Annotated in this window: 15 protein-coding genes and 1 pseudogene; 10 read left to right on the top strand and 6 right to left on the bottom strand. The window is 71.7% G+C overall.

The genetic code is table 11. The features are described 5' to 3' along the window. Positions 1 to 46 precede the first annotated feature (46 nt). Both BTZ20_RS27650 and BTZ20_RS03730 read right to left on the bottom strand, forming a co-directional pair. A complete protein-coding gene (locus tag BTZ20_RS27650; protein ID WP_077040425.1) occupies positions 47 to 883 on the bottom strand; it encodes a hypothetical protein in 837 nt (278 codons plus the stop codon). After that, entirely contained in the window at positions 850 to 2,817 is a 1,968-nt protein-coding gene (locus BTZ20_RS03730) for an IniB N-terminal domain-containing protein (RefSeq protein ID WP_077040424.1), read from the bottom strand. The genes BTZ20_RS27650 and BTZ20_RS03730 overlap by 34 nt, the downstream gene beginning before the upstream one ends. Before the next feature lie 367 nt (positions 2,818 to 3,184). Here BTZ20_RS03730 and BTZ20_RS03725 point away from each other — a divergent pair, with 367 nt between their 5' ends. The 4 genes from BTZ20_RS03725 (at position 3,185) to BTZ20_RS03710 (ending at position 8,892) form a co-directional block, all read left to right on the top strand. Further along, positions 3,185 to 4,474: an Hsp70 family protein gene (locus tag BTZ20_RS03725; RefSeq protein WP_262982541.1), complete on the top strand. Its 1,290-nt coding sequence runs from the start codon at positions 3,185 to 3,187 to the stop codon at positions 4,472 to 4,474. Between the two features lie 617 nt (positions 4,475 to 5,091). Beyond that, the gene (locus BTZ20_RS03720; RefSeq protein ID WP_077043466.1) at positions 5,092 to 7,545 is read left to right on the top strand and encodes a LuxR family transcriptional regulator; all 2,454 of its coding nucleotides are present in this window, start codon (positions 5,092 to 5,094) and stop codon (positions 7,543 to 7,545) included. Positions 7,546 to 7,651: 106 nt separating this feature from the next. Beyond that, a complete protein-coding gene (locus BTZ20_RS03715) occupies positions 7,652 to 8,428 on the top strand; it encodes a hypothetical protein (protein WP_223263618.1) in 777 nt (258 codons plus the stop codon). After that, entirely contained in the window at positions 8,425 to 8,892 is a 468-nt protein-coding gene (locus BTZ20_RS03710) for an RDD family protein (protein ID WP_077040423.1), read from the top strand. Before BTZ20_RS03715 ends, BTZ20_RS03710 begins: the two co-directional genes overlap by 4 nt. Positions 8,893 to 8,917: 25 nt before the next feature. Here the strand turns inward: BTZ20_RS03710 and BTZ20_RS03705 are convergent, their stop codons facing one another. From BTZ20_RS03705 to BTZ20_RS03695, 3 genes and pseudogenes are all read right to left on the bottom strand, one after another. Beyond that, positions 8,918 to 9,430 (bottom strand): nitroreductase/quinone reductase family protein, encoded by a 513-nt coding sequence (locus BTZ20_RS03705; protein ID WP_145982199.1) that lies wholly within the window; start codon positions 9,428 to 9,430, stop codon positions 8,918 to 8,920. 3 nt (positions 9,431 to 9,433) lie between these two features. Further along, entirely contained in the window at positions 9,434 to 10,237 is an 804-nt protein-coding gene (locus tag BTZ20_RS03700; protein WP_077040422.1) for a family 1 encapsulin nanocompartment shell protein, read from the bottom strand. Continuing rightward, positions 10,234 to 11,273: pseudogene (locus BTZ20_RS03695) on the bottom strand (Dyp-type peroxidase). Before BTZ20_RS03695 ends, BTZ20_RS03700 begins: the two are co-directional and overlap by 4 nt. Before the next feature lie 170 nt (positions 11,274 to 11,443). Here BTZ20_RS03695 and BTZ20_RS03690 point away from each other — a divergent pair. The 5 genes from BTZ20_RS03690 (at position 11,444) to BTZ20_RS03675 (ending at position 17,031) form a co-directional block, all read left to right on the top strand. Next, on the top strand, positions 11,444 to 13,189 hold the full coding sequence (locus tag BTZ20_RS03690; RefSeq protein ID WP_077040421.1) for an Hsp70 family protein: 1,746 nt from the start codon (positions 11,444 to 11,446) through the stop codon (positions 13,187 to 13,189). A 32-nt stretch (positions 13,190 to 13,221) separates the two neighbouring features. Then, a complete protein-coding gene (locus BTZ20_RS27645) occupies positions 13,222 to 13,395 on the top strand; it encodes a hypothetical protein (RefSeq protein ID WP_223263892.1) in 174 nt (57 codons plus the stop codon). Then, entirely contained in the window at positions 13,389 to 14,141 is a 753-nt protein-coding gene (locus tag BTZ20_RS03685; protein ID WP_223263881.1) for a DMT family transporter, read from the top strand. Before BTZ20_RS27645 ends, BTZ20_RS03685 begins: the two co-directional genes overlap by 7 nt. Positions 14,142 to 14,241: 100 nt before the next feature. Continuing rightward, positions 14,242 to 15,591: a S1 family peptidase gene (locus BTZ20_RS03680; protein WP_077040420.1), complete on the top strand. Its 1,350-nt coding sequence runs from the start codon at positions 14,242 to 14,244 to the stop codon at positions 15,589 to 15,591. A gap of 141 nt (positions 15,592 to 15,732) precedes the next feature. Continuing rightward, positions 15,733 to 17,031, top strand: coding sequence for a S1 family peptidase (locus BTZ20_RS03675; RefSeq protein ID WP_077040419.1), 1,299 nt, complete (start codon positions 15,733 to 15,735; stop codon positions 17,029 to 17,031). Positions 17,032 to 17,483: 452 nt separating this feature from the next. On the opposite strand, the gene BTZ20_RS03670 is transcribed toward BTZ20_RS03675, so the two are convergent. Next, complete coding sequence (locus BTZ20_RS03670) at positions 17,484 to 18,176, bottom strand: hypothetical protein (RefSeq protein ID WP_077040418.1); 693 nt, start codon at positions 18,174 to 18,176, stop codon at positions 17,484 to 17,486. A 328-nt stretch (positions 18,177 to 18,504) separates the two neighbouring features. On the opposite strand from BTZ20_RS03670, the gene BTZ20_RS03665 reads away from it, so the two are divergent. Next, positions 18,505 to 21,684, top strand: coding sequence for a (Fe-S)-binding protein (locus BTZ20_RS03665; protein ID WP_077040417.1), 3,180 nt, complete (start codon positions 18,505 to 18,507; stop codon positions 21,682 to 21,684). Positions 21,685 to 21,713: the final 29 nt, after the last annotated feature.

The raw sequence follows: 21,713 nt of genomic DNA, 5'->3' as shown, positions 1-21,713 counted from the left end.
CCCCACACGCAATAACGCGTACGGGGCCGGCTCCGTTACAGATCGATCAGGGCAGCAGCGGGTCCGCGTGCGCGGCCGCCTCGCCGCCGACCTCGGCGGCGCCGGTCGCATCCGCGTCTCCGAAGAGTCCGCCGCCGATGCCGCCGAGCCCATCGCCGAACAAGCCGCCGTCCGCCTCGTGGGTCGTGGTGACCTCACTGCCGAAGGCGTTCGAGGCGTCCAGCGACGACCACGCGTTCCCGGTGGCCGCGGTGGCACCGGTGAGGCCGGAGCTGATCCCGCCGACCAGGTCGGAGGTGCCGCCGAGCTCGCCGCCCGCCGACGTCGCGCCGCCAACGCCCGCCCCGATGCCTGCATCGACCGCACCGGTGACCGCGCCGCCGAGGTCCGCGACGGCGTCCAGGCCGGTCGTCAGGTCCGTGGCCGCGCCCGCGGCGCCCGAGAGGGCACCACCGAGCTCCGCACCGGTGTTCGCGACCCCCGACAGTGCGCCGCCCAGCTCCGCGCCCGCGCTCGCCGCACCCGACAGGGCGCCACCCAGGTCCGCGCCCGCGTTGGCCGCACCGTCCAAGGCGCCGGTCAGGCCGCCACCGAGCTCCGCGCCCGCGTTCGCCGCGCCATCCAGCGCGCCGGCCAGGCCGCCACCCAGCTCCGCGCCCGCGTTGGCAGCACCATCCAGCGCGCCGGTCAGGCCGCCACCGAGCTCCGCGCCCGCATTCGCCGCACCCGACAGCGCGCCGCCGAGGTCAGCACCCGCGTTCGCGGCACCATCCAGCGCGCCGGTCAGGCTGCCGCCGAGGCCGGCGCCGGCACCGAACAGGCCACCGAGACCGCCCGCCAGGCCGCTGGTCAGGCCCGCACCGAGGCCCGAGACCGCGTCCACTCCGCCGCCGAGGCCCGCCGCCGCGTCGAGACCGGCGTCGAGGTCCGCGCCGACACCGAGGTCGAGCCCACCGCCCGCGCCGAGGAGGCCGCCGAGCGTGCCGCCCAGATCGAGGGCGCCGCCCGCGCCGAGAAGTCCGTCGACCGTGCCGCCCAGGTCGAGGCCGCCACCGAGGGCACCCCCGAGAGCACCACCGAGGTCGAGGTCTCCGCCGAGCGCGCCGCCCGCGCCGAGCGCACCCTCGAGGGCCGTGCCCAGCCCGCCTGCGAGGCCGCCGTCGAGATCGAGAGCGGTTCCGAGCACCGTGCCGAGCGCACCGCCGAGGTCGATCTCGCCGGTGCCACCCGCCGCGCCACCGAGCGCCGCCTCCAGTTCCCCGCCGAGGTCGCCGCCCGCACCGAGCGCCGCGCCGAGCACCCCGCCGAGTGAAGCCCCAGGTCCGTGCCGATCTCCCCGCCCGCGCCGAGCACGCCCTCGAGCGCGGTGCTCAGCGATCCGCCGAGGCCACCCTCAGCGCCGAGGTCGAGGCCGCCCGCGGCGCCGAGCGCCGCGTCCAGCGCCGCACCGAGTCCGGCCGTGAGACCGCCGTCCACCCCGAGCGCGCCACCGAGCGCACCGGCCAGCGTGGCGCCGAGGTCCCCACCGATCTCCCCGCCCGCGCCGAGAACCCCACTCAGATCCAGGCCCGCGCCCGCATCTACCAGGGCGCCGAGAGTGCCGCCCAGCGCGCCACCGAGGTCGGCGGCGACATCGCCGCCCGCCCCGAGCGCGCCGCCAAGCGCCGCGCTCAGCGTGGCGCCGAGGTCGCCGCCCAAGTCCAGTCCGCCACCCAGATCCAGTCCGCCACCGAGGCCACCGCCTGCACCGAGCACCGCGTCGAGCGCGCCCGTCAGACCGGAGGCCAGGCCGCCACCGAGACCGAGTGCGCCGCCGAGGTCCAGGCCACCACCCGCACCGAGCACCGCGTCGAGCGCACCGGTCAGACCGGAGGTCAGGCCGCCACCCAAGCCGAGCACACCGTCGAGGTCCAGGCCACCGCCGGCACCGAGCGCCGCGTCGAGCGCACCGGTCAGACCGGAGGTCAACTCTCCGCCGAGGCCGAGTGCGCCGCCGAGGGTGCCGCCCAGCGCGGTGCCGAGATCGAGTCCGCCCTCGAGCGCGGTGGACAACGCGGCACCGAGTCCGCCCTCCGCACCGAACGCGGCACCGAGCACCCCACCGAGCGCGACACCCAGGTCGGCGCCGATGTCGCCGCCGACCTCGAGTGCGCCGCCCAGGACCGCGCCGAGATCGAGTGCACCACCCAGGTCCAGGTCGGTCACCCCGCTCAGCGCGGCGTTCAGCGCGCCGCCGAGCTCGGCCACCAGGCCACCGCCGACTCCGAGCGCGCCACCCAGCGCACCGCTGAGCGCACCACCCAGGTCCGCGTTCACGTCCACGGCGCCACCCAGGCCGAGCGAGGCCTCGAGGGCCGCACCGATGGCCGCACCGAGATCGGCACCTATCTGGCCGCCGATCTGCAGGGCAGCCCCAAGCGCTGCGCTCAGGGCCGCACCCAGATCGGCTCCCAGGTCGATGTCACCGCCGAGACCGAGGCCGCCACCGAGCCCCAGACCCGCGCCTGCGCCTGCCGCCAGGCCGCCACCCAGACCGAGGCCACCTCCCAGACCGAGGCCGCCACCGAGACCGCCACCGAGTGCACCGCCGACGGCCGTGTCGAGCCCCGCGTTCACGATGCTCGTCAACTCACCCGCGGCGCCCGCGAACAGACCCGACTCGGCGACCAGCGGGGCCACTGCGGAGATGTCCGCTGCGCACACGCCGCCCAGCCCGGCGGCGGCCAACGCCGCGTCCGGGTTCTGGCAGTACAGCGCCCTCGCCTCGTCATCACGCAGGAGGCTGAGGATGAAGTCGAGAAGAGCGTTGGTGGTCATGTCGATCTCCTGAGGTCTGGTCGAACGGATCGCGATAGACGACGCGAAACGATTGCCCTCAACGCTAGGTACGCGGACACCCCGCCCCAACGGGGTGAACTCCCCTGCCTCGCGGAGCGCGTGGGGGTGGGGCCGATAGGGGATCGCCGCCCGATAGGGATACCTCCCCCATCTGCGCGTTTGTCACCGAATCGGTAACGCTTCACGCGCGTGACCCGACACAGTGGGCAACAGCGGGGGCCACCTTCGGCCCCACCCCCGGCGCAGAACCCGGGAAATCGTCACCCGCCCCTGGCTCCGGCCAACGGGAGAATTGTCAGCCACTCCGGCGGCGGAAGCCGCGGGGCGAGCACGGGAGAACACTTCGATGACTGTTGGACTCGGACTCACCGTCGGCGCCGTGAACTCGGTGGCGGTCACCGCCCTCGAGCACGACGCGGACGCGCAGGGACCGTCGATCACGGCGAGTTCGACCCTGGCGCTCGGCGGGGACGCCCCCGCGGTTCTCGGCGTGCCCAGCAGGCACGAGGGGGACGTTCCACGTGGAACCGTCATCTCCGGTTTCGCCACCCGCGTCGGCGACCCCGTCGCGCTCGTCGCGGACGACGGCTCGACCCACACCGGCGAGGACCTCGTCGTCACCGCGATGCAGTGCCTGATCGAGGCGTCCTCGGCCGAACTCGCCGAGTTCCCCGCCGTGGCGGCGGCATATCCGGCCGTCTGGCCGAGCCACACGGTCGACGCGCTGCGTTCCGCGCTCGACCGCGCAGGTCTCGCCGGGGTCGCGCTCGTCCCCGAACCCGAGGCGGCGGTCGCATGGCTGCAGCGCAACGGATCCCGCGACGACGCAGGCGCCTCCGATGACCTCGTGCTCGTCTACGACCTGGGCGGGACCAGCCTCGACGTCACGCTGGTCCACGCAGGCGACACTCCCCGGATCATCGGGAAGCCGATGCGGTCCGAGGACTTCGGCGGATCCGAGTTCGACCACCTGACGCTGCGATACATGCTCGACGGCGTCGTGGGCGAGGCCGGCGAACTCGACCCCTTCGACCCCGACACGATGAACGCCCTCGCCCAGCTGCGGGCCCGCTGCTGCGCCGCGAAGGAGGCACTGTCCTCGGACACCGAGACGGTCATCGGGATCGACCTGCCTGGCGTGCACAGCGATGTCCGACTGGTGCGTGCGGAGCTGGAGGACCTGATCCGGGAACCGCTGGCGGATTCCGTCGAACTGGTCCGGGAGACACTGCGCAACGCGGGCGTCGACCTGTCCGACGTGGGTCAGGTCCTGCTCATCGGTGGCAGCTCGGCGATGCCGCTGGTCGCCGAATTGCTCTCCGCCGAACTGCGGCTGCCCGTCGTCGCCGACGCCCATCCCGAGCGAACCGCGGCACAGGGCGCCGCTCTCATCGCCGCCGCGGAGGGCGCCCACACGGTGCCGCTCGCGGCGGTTCCGGCCGCCGCGGCCGCCGCGACCACCGTTGTGGAGGTCGCGCCGGTGCTGCCCGCGTCCGCGGGTCCGCGTCCCGGCATCCGGCCCGCGTCCAGGGGCTCATCGCTCTCCACCCCAAGAAGGCCGCGATCGTCGCCGCCGCGGCCGCCGCGATCGCCGTCCTGGCCGCGGGCGGGCTCTCGCTCGGTACCGGCGCGCTGACGCCGTCCAACGCGGACACCAGCCGGGGGCCACGACCAGCGGCCACAGCGTCACCACCACGGTCGCACCGGACGGCACAGTGCTGCCCGTCGTCGACGGCGTGGTCAGCCCGACCACCGCAGACTCCCCCGTCCGTCTTGACCCCACCGGCGCGCCCGTCCGATCCGACGCCGGTTCGACCGCGCGGCAGGTCTCCGCCAATTCGGGGGCGCCGCGGCTCCCGCCCCTGCACCCGGCTCCCCCGCCGCCGCACCCGCACCCGCCCCGGCGGCGCCTGCACCGGGACCCGTCGGCGGCGGGACGCCCCCGCCCCCACCCGCACCGCCTGCGGGCGGCGGGTACACGCCGCCGCCCGCGCCCCCGCAGGGTGACGGCGGCGGCCAGATCGCGAACGACTTCGTCGACGGCGTCGGCGGCGCCGCGGCCGGTGTCGGCAACGGCGTCGGCGGCGTGGTGGAGGGTGTCGGCAACGGCGTCGGCGGCGTGCTCGGCGGCCTGGGCGGCGTCGTCGGCGGCGTCGGCCAGGGCGTCGGCGGGTTGCTCGGCGGCGGGCAGTAGGACCCGTGACCGTGCTGACCTCCGAACCCACCGGCACCGCTGCGGCCACGCTCGCCGGAATGCCTGGCGCGCAGGCGTTCCTCGCCGCCGCGCGAACGGGCAATCCGCACATGCTGATCCGCGGCGCTGCGGGGAGTGGCAAATCGACTCTGCTCGCCGCGATCCGAGACGAGCTGCGGGCCAACGGGACCGCCGTCGCCGCGGCGGCGGGCGCGGATGTCGAACCCGGCGGCGCGCTGGTCGTCGACGACGCCCATCGGCTGCCGGACGCCGCGGTCGACGCGCTGACCCTGGCCGCGCACCGCCAGGACATCACCGTGATCGTCGCCACCGAACCGCGGCCGCACAGCCGCACCCTTCGCTCGCTCGGCGATGCGCTCGGCTCGCTGACCCTCGACCCGATGACCGCACGGGACATCGTCGTCCGCGCGGAATCGACACTGGGCGTACGACTTCCTATCGGTCTCGCCGCCGCGATCCTGCGGATCACCGGGGGCGGCGTGCAGAGCGTCGACGCGGCGCTCGGCGCACTGTCCCGCCTCGACCCCACCGAGCCCCGTACCCAGCCCGCACTGGAACGGGCCCTCGACGCCGCGACGGCCGCACACCTGCGCGCCCGGCTCGGGGAACTCGATTCGGACCTGTTGTGCACCCTGGCGATCGCCGCGATCGGCTCGGGGCCCGACCCCGTCGAACTCGTCCGGGTGCTGTCCGTCGACCCGGACGTGGCCCAGGACCTGATCGACCGGGCCCGAGGCACCGGACTGGTCACCCACACCCTCCTACCCGTCGCCCGCGATCCGCTGGCCGCCGTGCTCGGAGCGCAGCGGCTGGCCCGGCTGCACGCCGACTCGCTGCGCGCGAAGCTGGCGGACGGCACCCTCGATCTCCCCGCGGCCCGTGCCTACACCGAGGCGGGCGTGACGGATCCCGAGCTGGCCGAGTTCCTCTGCGGCGCCGCCGAACACGCCGAGCCGCCGCTGGCCGCGAGCCTGTATGCGGAGGCCGTCCGCGCGGGCGCCGATCGGAACACCCTCGCCCTGCGCTGGTCCGAGGCGGCGGCACTGAGCGCGGACTTGGACACAGCGGTCGGGCTCACCGACGGCCTGCTCGAACGGGCGGCGGACCTGACCGACACCGAACTCGCTGCGGCCGTTCGGATCGCGGCGAGCGTCGCGGCGCAGCAGGGCATGCTCGGCCGCAGCGCAGATCTCTACGAATGGCTCGGCCCGGCCCGCGTCGGCTCCGACGCTCCCGTCGCGGCCACTGTCCTGCTGGCCGCGGGACGGCCGGAGCAGGCCGAGGCGATGACGGAGCGCCAGGCGGGCGCGCCCCCGACGTCGACGTCCGCTGGCGCCGCGCTGCTCGCGCAGGGCCTGCGACAGTCGATCGACGGCCAGGTCGCGATTGCGGTCAACTCGCTGACCCGTGGACTGTCCCTGTCCGCCAACGGTTCCCGTCCCCGACTGCTCCCTGACAGTGGCGCCGCCATCACCGCACTGGCCGGCATCGCGTGCGGCGAACTCGCGGGCGCACAGGCCGTGCTGCAGCGGGCGCTGGACACCGAGCCTCGCGAGAGCATCACCCGTCAGCGGCACGAGTTGCTGCTGACCTGGATCGCCATGATCCGCGGCGATCTGGATGCCGCGACGGCCCGGCTCGATGCGATGCCAGCGGATGCCGAGCCCACCCCGCGCGATGCCCTGTTCATCGCGGCGCTGCGGGTCGGACTCGCCCGACGTGTCGGGGACATCGGCGCCCTCACCCACTCGTGGGAGCGGGCGCACGGCGTCATCGCGGAGCACTCGGCCGATCTCTTCAGCCTGCTCCCGCTCGGCGAATTGTGGCTGGGTGCGGCCAGACTGCGGGACACCGACCGGCTCGCGCACCTCATCGAGCAGGCCAACGAGCTGCTCACCCGGCTCGGCGAACCCACGCTGTGGGGCTCGCCTCTGCATTGGTACGGCGTGCAGGCCGCGATACTGGCCGAGAGCCCGGCGGAACTGCTTCCACACGCCAACGCCCTCGGTGTCGCGGCGGAGACCAGCCCGTACGCGGCGGGTCTCGCCGCCGCGGGCCGCGCGTGGCTTCGGGTGCTGCAGGGCGAGATCGACGCCACCGTGGTGGAACAGTCCGCACGCACCCTGGACCGCATCGGGTTGCCATGGGACGGCGCCCGTCTCGCCAGCGAGGCCGCGCTCCGCGCCTCCGACACCAGGACCGCGACCACGCTGCTGCAGGTCGCGCGCTCCCTGCGACCCGCCTCGTCGTCGATGCCCGGCGCCGTCGCGGGGACCGAGCGCGAACTCAGCGCGGGCCTGACCGACCGCGAGGCCGAGGTGGCGAACCTGTTGGTGATGGGCCTGACCTACCGGGACATCGGCGCCCGGCTGTTCATCTCGGCGAAGACCGTCGAGCACCACGTAGCCCGGATCCGCCGTCGCCTCGACGCCACCTCCCGCGCGGACATGCTGTCGATGCTGCGCGCGATGGGTCACGGCACGGAGAGCTGAGCGCCGGGCCCGGGTCACGACCCCGACACAACCGGCGTCGTACCCACCTGTGACACCTATGATCACGACCTGACCTCTTCGCGTCAGACCCGATCTGGGAGGGACCATGTCACCGGACGAGCAAGTCACGCCCGCGGCGAACCGGCCGTTGGCTAGCCTTCCCGGCGCCGACGTGGTGTTCGTGACGATCGGAGCCGCGGTCACCGCGGCCGAAGTGGTGGGTGCGACGGCCCGCTTCGCCCTCGACACCCTGCGCCGGGTGCCCGGATTGGCCCGGCGCCTCGACGCAACGGCGGACGCGCTGCGGGCACGCGGCGAGGAGGTCGCGCGGACGGCTGCCCCGACCGTTCGGGACCTGCTGCGCCTGGTGATCCGGGAGGTGATCGCGGCGGCCCTGCTCGAGGTCGACCTCACCCGCCTCGTGCGCGAGAACGTCGACCTGAACCTGATCGCCGAGTCCCTCGATCTGGACCAGATCGCGGCAACCATCGACGTCGACCGGATCGCGGCCCGGCTCGACGTGGACGCCGTGATCGGCAAGCTCGACCTGGACGGCATCGTCGACTCCGTCGACCTCGGCAGGCAGATCGCGCGGGTGGACCTCGACGAGGTGGCGCGCCGGATCGACATCGACGCGATCATCGCCAGGATGGACCTCGTCGGCCTCGCCAACGACATCATCGAGGGCGTGGACCTGCCGGAAATCATCCGGGAGTCGACGGGCTCGCTGTCCTCCGAGGCGGTTCGCGGGGTCCGGAGCCAGGGCATGCAGGCCGACGACGCCGTCGCCGGCTTCGTGGGCAAGCTGTTCGGCCGTGGCGCAGGCCCGAACGACGAACTGCCGATGGGCGGCGGCGATCACCCAGGGGACCAGGCACCGTGACCGAGCACCTCGATCAGCCTCCGCACCGGCCTGCCGGGATCGTCACCCGCGCGACCGCCGCCGTGATCGACCTCGGGGTGGTCCTCGCGATCATGGGCGTGACCTACCTGGGCCTGGCCCTGGTGCGATTGCTGTACTCCCCGCAGAACTTCCGGTTCCCGGAGCCTGCCGTGCTGGCCTCCGCGACCGCCACCCTCACCGTGTCGGTCGTATACCTGACCGGCTGCTGGGCGACGACCGGGCGCACCGTCGGCGCGCTGGCGATGGGGCTGCGGGTCGTCACCGCCAAGGGCCGGCTGCTCCGGTTGCCCCGCGCCGCCGTGCGGGCCGTGCTCTGCGTCCTGTTCGCCGTCGGCCTGCTGTGGGCGGCGGTCGACCCCCGGCGACGGTCGTTGCAGGACATCGTCCTGCGGACCCGGGTCGTCTACGACTGGAGGAAGGAATCGAGCGAGCTGATCGGCTGAGTGGTGAGCCGTCGCGTCGTCGGGCTCAGCCGCCGGCGGGTTCGAGCACCATCACCGGGATCCGCCTGTCAGTGGCGCGTTCTTTGTAGGCGGCGCGGCTGGGATAGACCTCCAGGTCCATGCGCCACAGTCGCTCCCGCTCCTCCCCCTCCGCCTCGTAGGCGACCACCTGCCGGGGCTCACCGCCCGCGACGGTGACCGTGGCCTCGGGATGCTTGCGCAGATTGAAGTACCAGGCCGGGTTCGAATGCTGCCCGTAGTTCGAGGCGATGACCACGATCCGGTCCCCGTCGGGCATCCCCACAAGGGGGACGGTGCGTCTCGCCCCGCTCTTCGCCCCCGTGGTGGTGAGCATGACCAGCGGCAGTCCCGTGAGGAGCGTCGTAAGGGTGTTGCGCCCCTTGGTCAGCCGGTAGACGGGGCCGTCGACGTGGTGGAGTGTGCGGGCGAAGAACCACGCCATCGGTTTGGTCCCGGCAAGGTCGCGCATCACCCGGTACAGCGGGTTGACGTCTCGGTACCTCGACGACCCCGGCACCGGTCAGCGTCCCAGCACGACGGCGGCCTCCGCCGTCAACGACGAAAAGGTCAGCGTCTCTTCCAGGTACAGCGTCACCGTCTCGGCGGTGTGACTGTCGTACCCGATCGACAGGTCCGTCCCCAGGGTGAGCTGGTTGTCGCCGCCGCGGGTGGACAGCACGTAGCCGCCCGCCACCGCCGGGGCCCAGATGATGTCGCCGACGAGGTCCTTGAGGTGATGGAACACCGGGTGGCCCTCGTCCCTGGTCTCGCTCACCGCGGTGTAGGTATCCGCGTCGAGCACCAGGGAGTACGGCCCCTCCACGCCTGCCAGCCGCAGCGCCGACAGCGCGGAGGCAACGGCGTCGGGAACCAGCAGCGGGTCCTCGGGCAGCGACAGCGGCGGGTTGCTGCTGGACGGCCCCAGGCCGACGATGCCTGCCTCCTCGAAGCCGGCGAACACGGTGCGGTCCTCGGCGAACGCGATCGCCTTGGCCGCGTCCTTGACCGGCTGCCAGTCGGAGTCCAGCGACCCGCGGGCAACGTCGTCGATCTCCGCGCGGCTGAGCGTGAACGGGAAACGCAGCTCGACGAGCGGGTGCACCTCGCGGAGCTGTGCCCGAATCCTGCTGTCCGATGCGGTGATCGAGCGCACCCGGCCGAGGTTGTGTGCGGAATAGGAATATCCGAACGGCCCGGCCACGTCGACGACCCGGCGCCCGGCGACGTGACGCTTGAAGGTGCGTGCGGCCTCTTCGCCGATCTGCTCCCACGCGGCCTCGGTCACCGGCGCCAGGTTCCGGTGCAGATTGCTCGAATCAGTCATTGCGACACTCCTTTGAGATCACCGATTTTCAGGGACAGGTCGCGCGGTGCAACCTCTTCCGACTCCGCTTCCTCGACGTCCGGCACGGGGATGTCGGCCAACGCCTCCAACAGGTCCTGGCTCGGCACGAAGAACAGGGTCCCTGTCGCCGCCCGGGAGAAGTCCAGGATCCGGTCGTGGTTGCCGGGGGATCGCCGAGGAACATGTGCCGCAGCATCAGCTCCGTGACGGCGGGGTCCTTCGCGTAACCGATGAAGTAGGTACCGAACTCGCCCGCGGCGAGGGAACCGAACGGCATGTTGTCGCGCAGGATCTCGTGCTCGGTCCCGTCGTCGTCGACGATGGTGTTGAGCGCGACGTGTGAGTTGCTCGGCAGGGCCGCGTCGTCGAGTTCGACGTTCTCGAGCTTCGTCCGCCCGATCACCCGCTCCTGCTCCTCGGTGCTCAGCTCGGCCCATGCGGCCATGTCGTGCAGATACTTCTGGACGATCACGTAGCTGCCACCCGTGAACGCGGGGTCCTCCGCCCCGATCAGGGCCGCCGCGCCGGCGCCGGCCCCGGTCGGGTTCTCGGTCCCGTCGACGAAACCGAGCAGGTCGCGGGCGTCGAAGTAGCGGAATCCGTGCACCTCGTCCGCGACGGTCGCCGCGTCACCGAGCGCCGTCAGGATCAGGCGCCCCAGCTCGAAGCACAGGTCCGCACGGGAGGCCTTGATGTGGAACAGCACGTCCCCCGGGGTGGCCGGCGCGCTGTGCACCTCGCCTCGCAACGGGACGAAGGGGTGCAGCCCTGCCGGAGTGGCGCTCGGCCCCACCCGATCCCAGAACTCCGAACCGAAACCGACCACGCAGGACAGGGAGCCGGCGAGTTCCCGGAATCCCACCGCCCTGACCAGCGACCCGACATCCGAGGCCACGTCGCGGAGCGTGACCGCGTCCCCGTCGCCAGGGCCTGCCGTCATCACCAGGAAGAGGGCCGCCGCGCTGAGCGGCTCGAGGACCGGCTGCGGCACCGGTGGCGATTCGGGATCGGTCATATTTCTCCCCGTACCTCGCGCAGGGCCAAGGATCACCACCCCGCTTGCGTCGATGCTCTCCGGATCGAGCGTAGGCGAATAGATAGGCTGTCGCCCGAGATCGCGCGTCGGTCCGGCAGCGCGACGCGCGAACCCCGGCGAGCGCGGCAGCAATGAGATGGGGGACAGACATGGCCGCGGGGCTTGGGCTGGGGGTCGGCGGCACCAACGCCGTTGCGGTCCTCCACACCACCGAAAGTCCTCGTACCGGCGCCGAGCCGGCCACCATCGCTCGTCGCGCGACATTGCAGTTGACGGCGGCGGGCGAGGCGATACTCGGCTCACCCCTCGATGCGCCCGACGTCATCTCCGGGTTCGCCGCGCACGCAGGCGAACCGGCCGGACTCGTGATCGGCGACGGCTCCGCATACCTGGCCGAGGACCTGGTCGCCACCGCCATGCACAGCCTCGTGCACGAGGCGGCCGAGGCCTTCCCCGGTCTGTCCGAACAGCCCGAGATCATCGCCACCCACCCCGCGCGCTGGTCCGACGCGACCGCGCAGTCGATGCGGGACGCCCTCGCACACGTCGGGCTGGCCGGGGTGACGCTGGTCCCCGAGCCGGTGGCCGCGGTCGCCTGGCTCGAGGCGGCGCACGGCACGCTTGGCGACGCGATCGTCGCGGTCTACGACCTCGGCGGCACCGGGCTCGACATCTCGCTGGTGCGCACGGGCACGGATGCCGGGCTGCTCCGGCCGTCGACCTTCACCACCCGCTTCGGTGGCGACACCTTCGACCAGGCGATCCTCGAGCACGTACTGGGCTCGGCCGCCGGTGATCTCGGGCCGGTGGACCTGAGCGATCCGGCCACCAGGTCCGAGCTGCCGGTGCTACGGCGCCGATGCGCCGAGGCCAAGGAAGCACTGTCCACGGCGGCCGAGACGCAGATCGCCGTCGAGCTCGCGGGCGCCACCGCCACCGTCACCCTGCTGCGCAGCGAGCTCGAGGAACTGCTGGAGTCGTCGATCACCGGATCGCTCGACCTCGTGGAGCAGACCATCAGCGCCCATGACCTGGCGCTGTCGGACGTGTGCGCCCTGCTGCTGACCGGCGGCGGATCCGCGATGCCGCTGGTGTCGCGACTGGCCGAGTCGGCAATCGGCCTGCCGACGGTGCTGTCGCCCCGGCCGGGATGCACGGGCACGCACGGCGCCGCGATCATCGCGGCGGGCGGCGAGCCGGGCGGTGCGGCGGGCGAGGCCATCACCACGGCGGCCGTCGCGGCCACCGTCGCGGCGGTCCACACCGACATCGATGGCGACGCCGACACCGTGACCATGCCCGCGGTCTCGGTCGCGGGCCCGCCGACGGCGTTCACCGAGGCCGGTCCCGGCCGTCCGGTGCTCCCTGTCCTGCTGGACCCGGACCCGGTGCCGCTCGCCGCTGGCGCTGCGACGCCGATCGCCGCGGCGCCCCGCTTCCGGTTCCAACGCACCACGGCGATCACTGCGGCGGCCGGTGTGATCCTGGCCGTCGCGCTGGTCGGTTTGGTGGTGAGCCTGCGCTCCACCGATGCCCCCGCGACCGCGGTCCCCGTCATCGCCCCGTCCGCGACGCCCAAGGTCACCGTCTCGTCGAGACCGACCACCACGACGACCAAGGCGCCCGCGTCCACGACGGCCAGGAGCACCAAGACGTCGAGCCCCGCCTCGACCGCGCCCACCACCACCGTCGCCCCGACGACCCAAGCCCCGCCGCCGGTCATCACGACGCCGCCCGCGCAGCCGAGCCCATCCCACCGACCGACCACGACCACTACGAAGACGACGACCACAACCGAGCCCACCACCACGACCGAGACGACCACCACAACGACAACGACCACCACGAAGACGACCACCGCGACCACCCCCGCGGACGGAGCGGCCGTCGCCTGACGCGCCGGGCGTGAATTGCCTACGGTCACCCCATGACCAACACCCGTGCCACCACGCGTCTGGCGCTCGCCGCCGCCGGTGTCACCGTCGTCCTGTGGGCCTCCGCCTTCGTCTCGATCCGCAGCGCCGGGGCCGCCTACTCCCCGGCGCGCTCGCCCTCGGCCGGCTCCTTTCCGGAGCTCTCGTCCTCGGAGCGGTCCTGCTGATCCGGCGGGAGGGGTTGCCGCCGCGGGCGGCCTGGACGGGGATCGTGGTGTCCGGCCTCCTGTGGTTCGGCGTCTACATGGTGGCGCTCAACTGGGGTGAGCGGGAGGTCGACGCGGGTACGGCCGCGATGATCGTGAACATCGGGCCCATCCTGATCGCCCTGCTCGGCGCCCGGTTCCTCGGCGAGACGCTGCCGCCCCGACTGATCGCGGGCATGGCGGTGTCCTTCGCCGGTGCGATCGCCGTCGGGCTGTCGATGTCCGGCGAAGGGCACTCCTCGGTCCTCGGTGTCCTGCTCTGCATGCTCGCGGCCGCCGCGTACGCGGGCGGCGTCGTCGCACAGAAGCCCGCCCTTGCACACGGCAGCGCCCTGCAGATCACCACCTTCGGGTGCCTCGTCGGCGCGGTCGCGTGTCTGCCGTTTGCCGGTCAGCTCGTGCACGAGGCGAGCCGGGCGCCGCTCTCCGCGACCATGAACATGGTGTACCTCGGGGTGTTCCCGACCGCCCTGGCCTTCACGACCTGGGCCTACGCCCTGGCCCGTACGACAGCGGGCCGCATGGGCGCGACGACGTACGCCGTGCCCGCTCTGGTCGTCGTCATGGCCTGGCTGTTCCTCGGCGAGCTGCCGGGGCTGCTCACGCTCGCGGGCGGTGCGCTGTGCCTGGCGGGCGTGGCCGTCTCGCGCTCCCGGCCCAGGCCCAGGCCCTCGAAGGCTCCGGCCGAGAGCGTCGATACGGCATAGGAACGGTTCCCCAACCGGTCTATCAGGCATACGGGCGGCCGAGCCACACTTGCCCTAAGGTGGAGCGCTGATACATCCGCGCTCTCGACGAAGGGTCTTCATGCGTCTCCCGCTGGCGTTCCGCGCCGCAATCCTCGCCTCGGCCACCCTGCTCCCGCTCTCCGCTATCGCACAGGCCGAACCGCATGAACCCCAGTCGAATTCGCCCGCCGAGGTCGCGCAGCAGTTGCCCGCAGAACTCGTCGACGCGATCGCCCGCGACCTGAAGCTGACCCCGCAGCAGTACATCGAGCGCGCCGAGGCCGCGCAACGACTGGCCGGCTACGCCCAGACCCTGCGCGAGGGCAGCCCCGCCACCTACGCCGGTTCCTGGATGGGCGTCGACGGCGTCCCCGTCGTCGCGGTCACCACCACCGCGGAAGCGCAGCGGGTGGCCCGCGACGGCTATGCCACCCACCTCGCCGCGGTGTCCGCGAAGGATCTCGAGGGTTCACTGGCAGAGGTCAACAAGTGGATCCTCGGTCTGCCGAAGGACGTCTCCTCGCAGATCAACTCCACCTCCATCGACGTGCTGGAGAACCGGGTCGTCATCGACGTGGTGAACAGCCCCATCGGCCGGGCCCTGAACCTGCCGACGCTGCTGGCCGGACTGAAGGTCGTGCTGAGCCCCGGCGGCCAGCCGCCCGTCGACCCGCACGCGCAGGGCGGCGACACCTACATCACCACTCCGCGCCCGATCACCCGCGACATCGACCCGGGCGAGATCGGGGTCTGCTCGTTCGGCTTCAACGCCGTCGACGCCGCCGGTGCCCCCTACAACCTCAGCGCGGGCCACTGCGATCCCTCGCAGGAGAACGCGAAGGTGCCCGCGGGCGCCCCGGTCTACCTGCCCGATTTCGCCGATGTCTCCCGCAGCGCGCAGATCGGCGCCTTCCGGCACTCCGCGATGGGTGAGGCCGCGGGCGGCCTGGACTACTCGGTGATCAAGCTCAACGAGGCGGGCACCGCCGCAGGGCTGGACAAGCCGACCGTCCGCGGGGCCAACGGCACCACCGTCACCGTGACCGGCACGGCACGTCCGGTCATCGGCGCGCCGATCTGCAAGTCCGGCCAGACCTCCACGTTCACCTGCGGCATGGTCCTCGCCGACAGCGTCGACGCCCCGCTGCACATGGCGGACGGCAGCACCCGCCTGGTCCGCGGGTTCGCGGGCTCCACCTGCACCCTCGGCGGCGACAGCGGCGGCGCCATCCTGACCGGGACCAGGGCCCTCGGCATCACCAGCGGCTCCAACTCCGGCGGCGCCCCGAACTGCACGGAGGCCAACCTCGTGCTGGCGCCCGAGGGCGGCACCGCGAGCATCGGCATCCCGATCGAGAAGATCGTGAACCACGCGAACGCGACTCTCGGCCTCGACCTGCAGGTCCGGGCCGGAAACCCGCGCCCCTGATACCTCATCGGCGCCGCCGCGGCGCCGAATCATCCGACAGTTTCCGGTAGGCAACGGCGGGCGTAACCCATATAGTCGCTACAACTGACCCGGACTCAACGGATGGGTCATGCCCGCATGCCCTCAATCCGAAAGGTCCCCATGCGTAGCGTTCGCGCCCGCCGTGCCGCGATGATCGGCTCTGCGGCCCTCCTCCTGATCGCGCCCGGCGCGGCCCTCGCACACGCGGAGCCCTCCGCTCCGGCGCCCGCGACCGCGCTGCCCGCCGACCTGGTTGCCGCGATCCAGCGGGATCTCGGGCTCAGCCCCGCCCAGTACCTCGACAAGGCCGAGGCCGGGCAGAAGCTGGTGGAGTTCGCCAACACGATGCGCGGGAAGTTCCCCGAGTCCTTCGCGGGCGCGTGGCTCGACCCGGCAGGCTCGCCGCTGATCGGCCTGGCGGACGGACCGGACAAGGCAGCCGCCCGCGCGGCCGTCGAGGCCGCCGGTTACAAGGTGAAGGACCTGCCCCGTAGCGAGCGCGCGCTGCGCGACCAGCTGGGCCACATGAACAGCTGGATCGAGAAGCTCCCCGCACCGCTGTCCGGTCTCATCAGCGGCGCCGCGATCGACACGGTCAACAACGACGTCGTATTGCGCGTCCAGAACACCGCCGAGGGCCAGGGCCTGCAGCTGCCCGACTTCCTCGAGTCCGCCCGCGTCGTGCTTGCCCCGGCGCTCGGCTCGTCCGCGCCGCCGGTCGCCGAGAGCCCCGTTGCCGCCGATGCCCGCCTCGGTGGTGACGCCTACGCCGCCGAGAACGCGGACGGTGCGTTCCGTTGCTCGCTCGGCTTCAACGGCACGGACGGCTCCGGCCGCGCGGTGAACATCTCCGCCGGACACTGCGACCCGAACCGCGATGCCGCGGGCACCGGTGCCGCCTCGATCGCATTCGAGACGCACGGCGCCGCGTTCGGTGATCGCTTCGGCACCTTCGCCAAGTCGACCGTCGAGGGTCTCGACTACTCGGTGATCAAGATCGACGACGCCGCCACCAAGCGTTTCGAGAACAACTTCGTCCGCGCCCCCGGCGCGAACCCGGTGCCGATCACCGGCACCGCCGATCCCGTGGTCGGGGCGCCGGTGTGCAAGTCCGGCCTCACCACCGGCTTCAGCTGCGGCACCATCAACTCGGTCAACCAGATCGTGGACGTCGGAACCCGCACCCTGAAGAACGGCTTCACCGCGAACATCTGTGCGCTGCAGGGCGACAGCGGCGGCGCCATCGTGACCGGCACCAGGGCGCTCGGTATCTCGAGCGCCTCCAACGTGGGCGACATGATGTACTGCGAGGTGGCCTCCGTGGTCACCACGCTGGTCGGTGACAGCCCCCAGCTGTACGGGACGCCGATCAACGCGATCCTCGCGGACAACCCGGGCCTGAAGGTCCGCACGGGCTAGATCGAGGACTCACGGCTCACGAAAAGGGGCCTCGGACGCAGACTTTCGCGTCCGAGGCCCCTTTTCGCATTCCGGGGTAACGTCCCACCGAACCGCGGGTTGACGGTAGAATCCCGTTGTTCCTGGGGCGGGGAGGATTGCGCGCCAGCGACACACCTGACTGGGGGCCCAGTCAGAACGTTGCCGGGCACTCGCGCCGGCGTACAGAAGGAAGTTCCATGGAGGCATTGCTGCCAGTTTTGATGAGTTCGATCGGCTACATCGTCAAGATCGCCACGAACGCGGGCACCGCGTCCTGAGCGACTGAGAGGGTGCGGACCGCTGGTCCGCACCCTCCACGCTCGCGGCCTCGGCGACCCCACTCGGGCGGCGCCATCCACGAGGCCACGACAAACAAAAGCGGCCCGTCCCCTCCGTAGAGGTGACGGGCCGCTTTCGTGGCTCTGCGAGTACTACTTCTGCAGGTGCTCGGCGTACATGGTCGTACCCGGCTCGGCGAGCAGGGTCTGGCCCAGGCCGATGCCCGCGGCGATCAGGGTCGGTCCACCGACGGCGATGGTGCCGACAATCGCGCCGATGCCAGCACCGGTGACGCAACCCGGCAGCGCGCCGATGATGCCCGCCGCAAGACCCGGGACGAGGCCGACAACACAACCGATGATGGTGCCGGTCAGACCGCCGGTCGCGGTGGCCACGGCGAGCTGCGCACTGAAGGTCTGCTGCGCGCTCAGGTTCTCGGCCGGCGAGGCGATGTCCTTGATCGCGATGTTGCCGACGGTGCGGTCGCCGCGATCGGCCGGGGTGACGGGCTTGGCCTTGCCGAGGTCGAAGACCGGCGTCATGGTGACGGTCTTGCCGTCCTCGCTGATCTTCTGCTCCATCGGGAACTTAAGCGAGTTGAGCTGGAACGCCAGCGGCAGGCTCACGACGGCCTTGCCCGCGTTGTCCTGCAGCTCGATGTTCTTGCCGTCACCGGAGACCTTGAAGCCGCCCGCGTCGATGGTGGTCACGACCGACTGTCCCTCGATCTTCGAGCTCCAGTCGATGGTCTCGGGCGCAGCCGGTGCCGCGTACGAGGTGCCAGCACCCACACCCAGCGCCGCGATCGCCATCAGCGACGTCGCCGCGAACTTCTTCAGCCTCATCTACAAATCCCCTCTGGAAACCAAAATTGACACATGGGTCACAACACAGTCTCGGTGGACACTAATCTGTGATTCTTCTGAGAACAAGGCGCAGCAATTGCCCGCCGACCCGTTCGTTCCGCTCACTTCTCCGCAGGTCATCCGGCGAAGTTAGGTTGACCTGCACTGAACCCTCCAAAGGGGCACAAATTACGGTGAGCGTGAGAACACCTGTGCCTCGCGTCGACCTCCGGCCGATGCGACCATGGACTCGACGTTGGCTCGGGATGCTACCGACGGGTAACTTGACCCGTGTTGGCGTTGCCGTCGTAGAAGGAAAGGCCGTGACATGAACGCCCTGACGATCACGTTGGGCACGATCGGCGCACTGCTCAGCCTTGTGTGTTGGGCCTCATTCTTGAGTGGGGCCTGGACCATGGGGAAGACGGTGCAGCTCGGTCAACCAGCCCCGGACCGCTGGCGCCCGTTCGTCCCCCGCTTCAAGCAGATGATCATCGAGTTCATCGCGCACACCCGGATGCAGAAGTTCCGCACCGTGGGCTGGGCGCACTGGCTCGTGATGATCGGCTTCCTCGGCGGCGCCCTGTTGTGGTTCGAGGCCTATGGCCAGACCTTCAACCCGGAGTTCCACTGGCCGATCTTCGGCGACACCTGGATGTGGCACCTCTGGGACGAGCTCCTCGGCATCGGCACCATCGTCGGCATCACGGTGCTGATCGTGATCCGCCAGCTCAACCACCCTCGGATCCCGGAGCGGCTCTCGCGCTTCGGCGGCTCGAAGTTCGGCCCGGCCTACTTCGTCGAGATCGTCGTGTTCGTCGAGGGCCTCGGCATGGTCATGGTGAAGGCGGGCAAGATCGCCACCTATGGCCACGCCAATCCGTGGACCGACTTCTTCACCATGAACGTCGCCAAGCTGCTGCCCGCCAGCGCGGTCATGGTCTCGATCTTCGCGTTCGTCAAGCTGATGTCCGGCATGATCTGGCTGTACATGGTCGGCCGCAACATCACCTGGGGCGTCGCCTGGCACCGCTTCTCCGCGTTCCCGAACATCTACTTCAAGCGTGAGGACGACGGCGGCGTCGCCCTCGGCGCCGCGAAGCCGATGATGTCCAAGGGCAAGGCCCTGACCATGGACAACGTCGACCCCGACACCGACACCCTCGGCGCAGGCCAGATCGAGGACTTCTCCTGGAAGGGCTGGCTCGACTTCACCACGTGCACCGAGTGCGGCCGCTGCCAATCACAGTGCCCCGCCTGGAACACCGGCAAGCCCCTCTCGCCGAAGCTGCTGATCATGTCGCTGCGCGACCACGGCTACGCCAAGGCGCCCTACCTGCTCGCCGGCGGCCGCAAGGACATGGGTGGCGACGAGGTCGGCCTGGTCGATGCCGACGGCAACGTCGACGAGGCCGCGCTGGCAAAGATCCCCGAGGCCGCGCTCACCGAGGCCGGCCGCAAGCTGGTCGGCGAGACCGTCGAGGGCGAGCTGGCTCCGGTCATCGACCTCGAGACCCTGTGGTCGTGCACCAACTGCGGCGCCTGCGTCGAGCAGTGCCCCGTCGACATCGAGCACGTCGACCACATCATCGACATGCGCCGTTACCAGGTACTCATCGAATCGGAGTTCCCGTCCGAGCTGGCCGGCCTGTTCAAGAACCTCGAGAACAAGGGCAACCCCTGGGGCCAGAACTCCAAGGACCGTCTCAACTGGATCAACGAGATGGACTTCGAGATCCCCGTCTACGGCAAGGACGCGGACACCTTCGAGGACTACGAGTACCTGTTCTGGGTCGGCTGCGCAGGCGCATACGAGGACCGCGCCAAGAAGACCACCAAGGCCGTCGCCGAGCTGCTCGCCACCGCGGGCGTGAAGTTCATGGTCCTGGGCGCCGACGAGACCTGCACCGGTGACTCCGCTCGCCGCGCGGGCAATGAGTTCCTGTTCCAGCAGCTCGCGATGCAGAACATCGAGACGCTCAACTCCGTCTTCGACGGCGTCGAGCAGTCCAAGCGCAAGATCGTCGTCACCTGTGCGCACTGCTTCAACGCGCTCGGCAACGAGTACCCGGAGGTGGGCGGCGACTACGAGGTCGTCCACCACACCCAGCTGCTCAACCGCCTGGTGCGCCAGAAGAAGCTGATCCCGGTCGCCTCGGTCAACGAGGACGTCACCTACCACGACCCGTGCTTCCTCGGTCGCCACAACAAGGTCTACGACGCGCCCCGCGAGCTCATGGCGGCCACCGGCAGCAACCTCAAGGAAATGCCGCGGCACGGCGAGCGGTCCATGTGCTGTGGCGCCGGCGGTGCGCGCATGTGGATGGAAGAGAACATCGGCAAGCGCATCAACGTCGACCGCGTCGACGAGGCACTGTCCACCGATCCGAAGAAGATCGCGACCGGCTGCCCGTTCTGCCGCGTCATGCTCACCGACGGCGTCACCGCACGCCAGGAATCGGGCCAGGGCGAGGGCGTCGAGGTCGTGGACGTCGCGCAGATGATGCTCGAGTCCATCACCCGGCTCGAGCCGGCGGAGCTCACCGCGAACATCAAGGTCGAGCCCCGAGAGAAGGCAGCGGCGCCCGTCGCCGAGGCCACCCCGGTCGCCGAGGCAGCCCCGGCCGCACCGGCTGCAGAGGCCCCGGCCGCCGCTCCCGCCGCCGCGAAGCCCGCGGTCAAGGGTCTGGGCATGAAGGGTCTGGCCAAGGCGCCGGGCGCCAAGGCCCCCGGTGCGAAGGCTCCGGGCGCCAAGCCCGCCGCCGCCGCTCCGGCCGCCGAGGCTGCTCCGGCCGCCGAGGCCGCCGCGGCTCCGGCCGCCGCTCCGAAGGGCCTCGGCCTCAAGGGTGGCGCGAAGGCACCGGGCAAGGGTCTGGGCATGAAGGGTGGGGCCAAGGCTCCGGGCGCCAAGCCCGCCGCTGCCGCCGCCGCTCCCACCGCCGAGGCCGCTCCGGCCGCCGCCGAGGCACCGGCTGCCGAGGCCGCTGCTCCCGCCGCCAAGCCGAAGGGACTTGGCCTCGCGTCCGGCGCCAAGGCGCCCGGTAAGGGTCTGCAGATGAAGGGTGGGGCCAAGGCTCCCGGCGCGAAGGCTGCCGCTCCGGCCGCCGCCGCACCGGCGCCTGCCGCCGAGGCACCGGTTGCGGAGGCTCCGGCCGAGGCTCCCGTTGCGGAGGCACCGGCCCCCGCCGCCAAGGCTCCGGCCGCACCGCCGCAGCCGAAGGCGGGCGGGCTCGGGTTCAAGGCGGGCGCCAAGGCCCCGGGTGCACGCAAGGCAGCCCCGGCCGCCGCCGCGCCCGCGGCTCCGGCCCCGGCTGCTCCCGCCGCCGAGAGTGCACCTGTCGAGGCCGCACCGGCCGTCGAGAGTGCACCCGCCGACGAGGCTCCCTCCGCCAACGGTTCACCTGAGGCCAATGGTGCACCTGCCGCTGAGGCCGCTCCGCTGCCCCAGCCGAAGGCAGGCGGACTCGGGTTCAAGGCAGGCGCCAAGGCCCCGGGCCGCAAGAAGTAGCAACACCAGCAACGCGCCCCCACCGACTC

The sequence above is a fragment of the Rhodococcus sp. MTM3W5.2 genome (assembly GCF_001984015.1).
In the GTDB taxonomy this organism is placed as follows: Bacteria; Actinomycetota; Actinomycetes; order Mycobacteriales; family Mycobacteriaceae; genus Rhodococcus_G; species Rhodococcus_G oryzae.
This window is presented reverse-complemented; position numbering and strand designations above follow the sequence as displayed.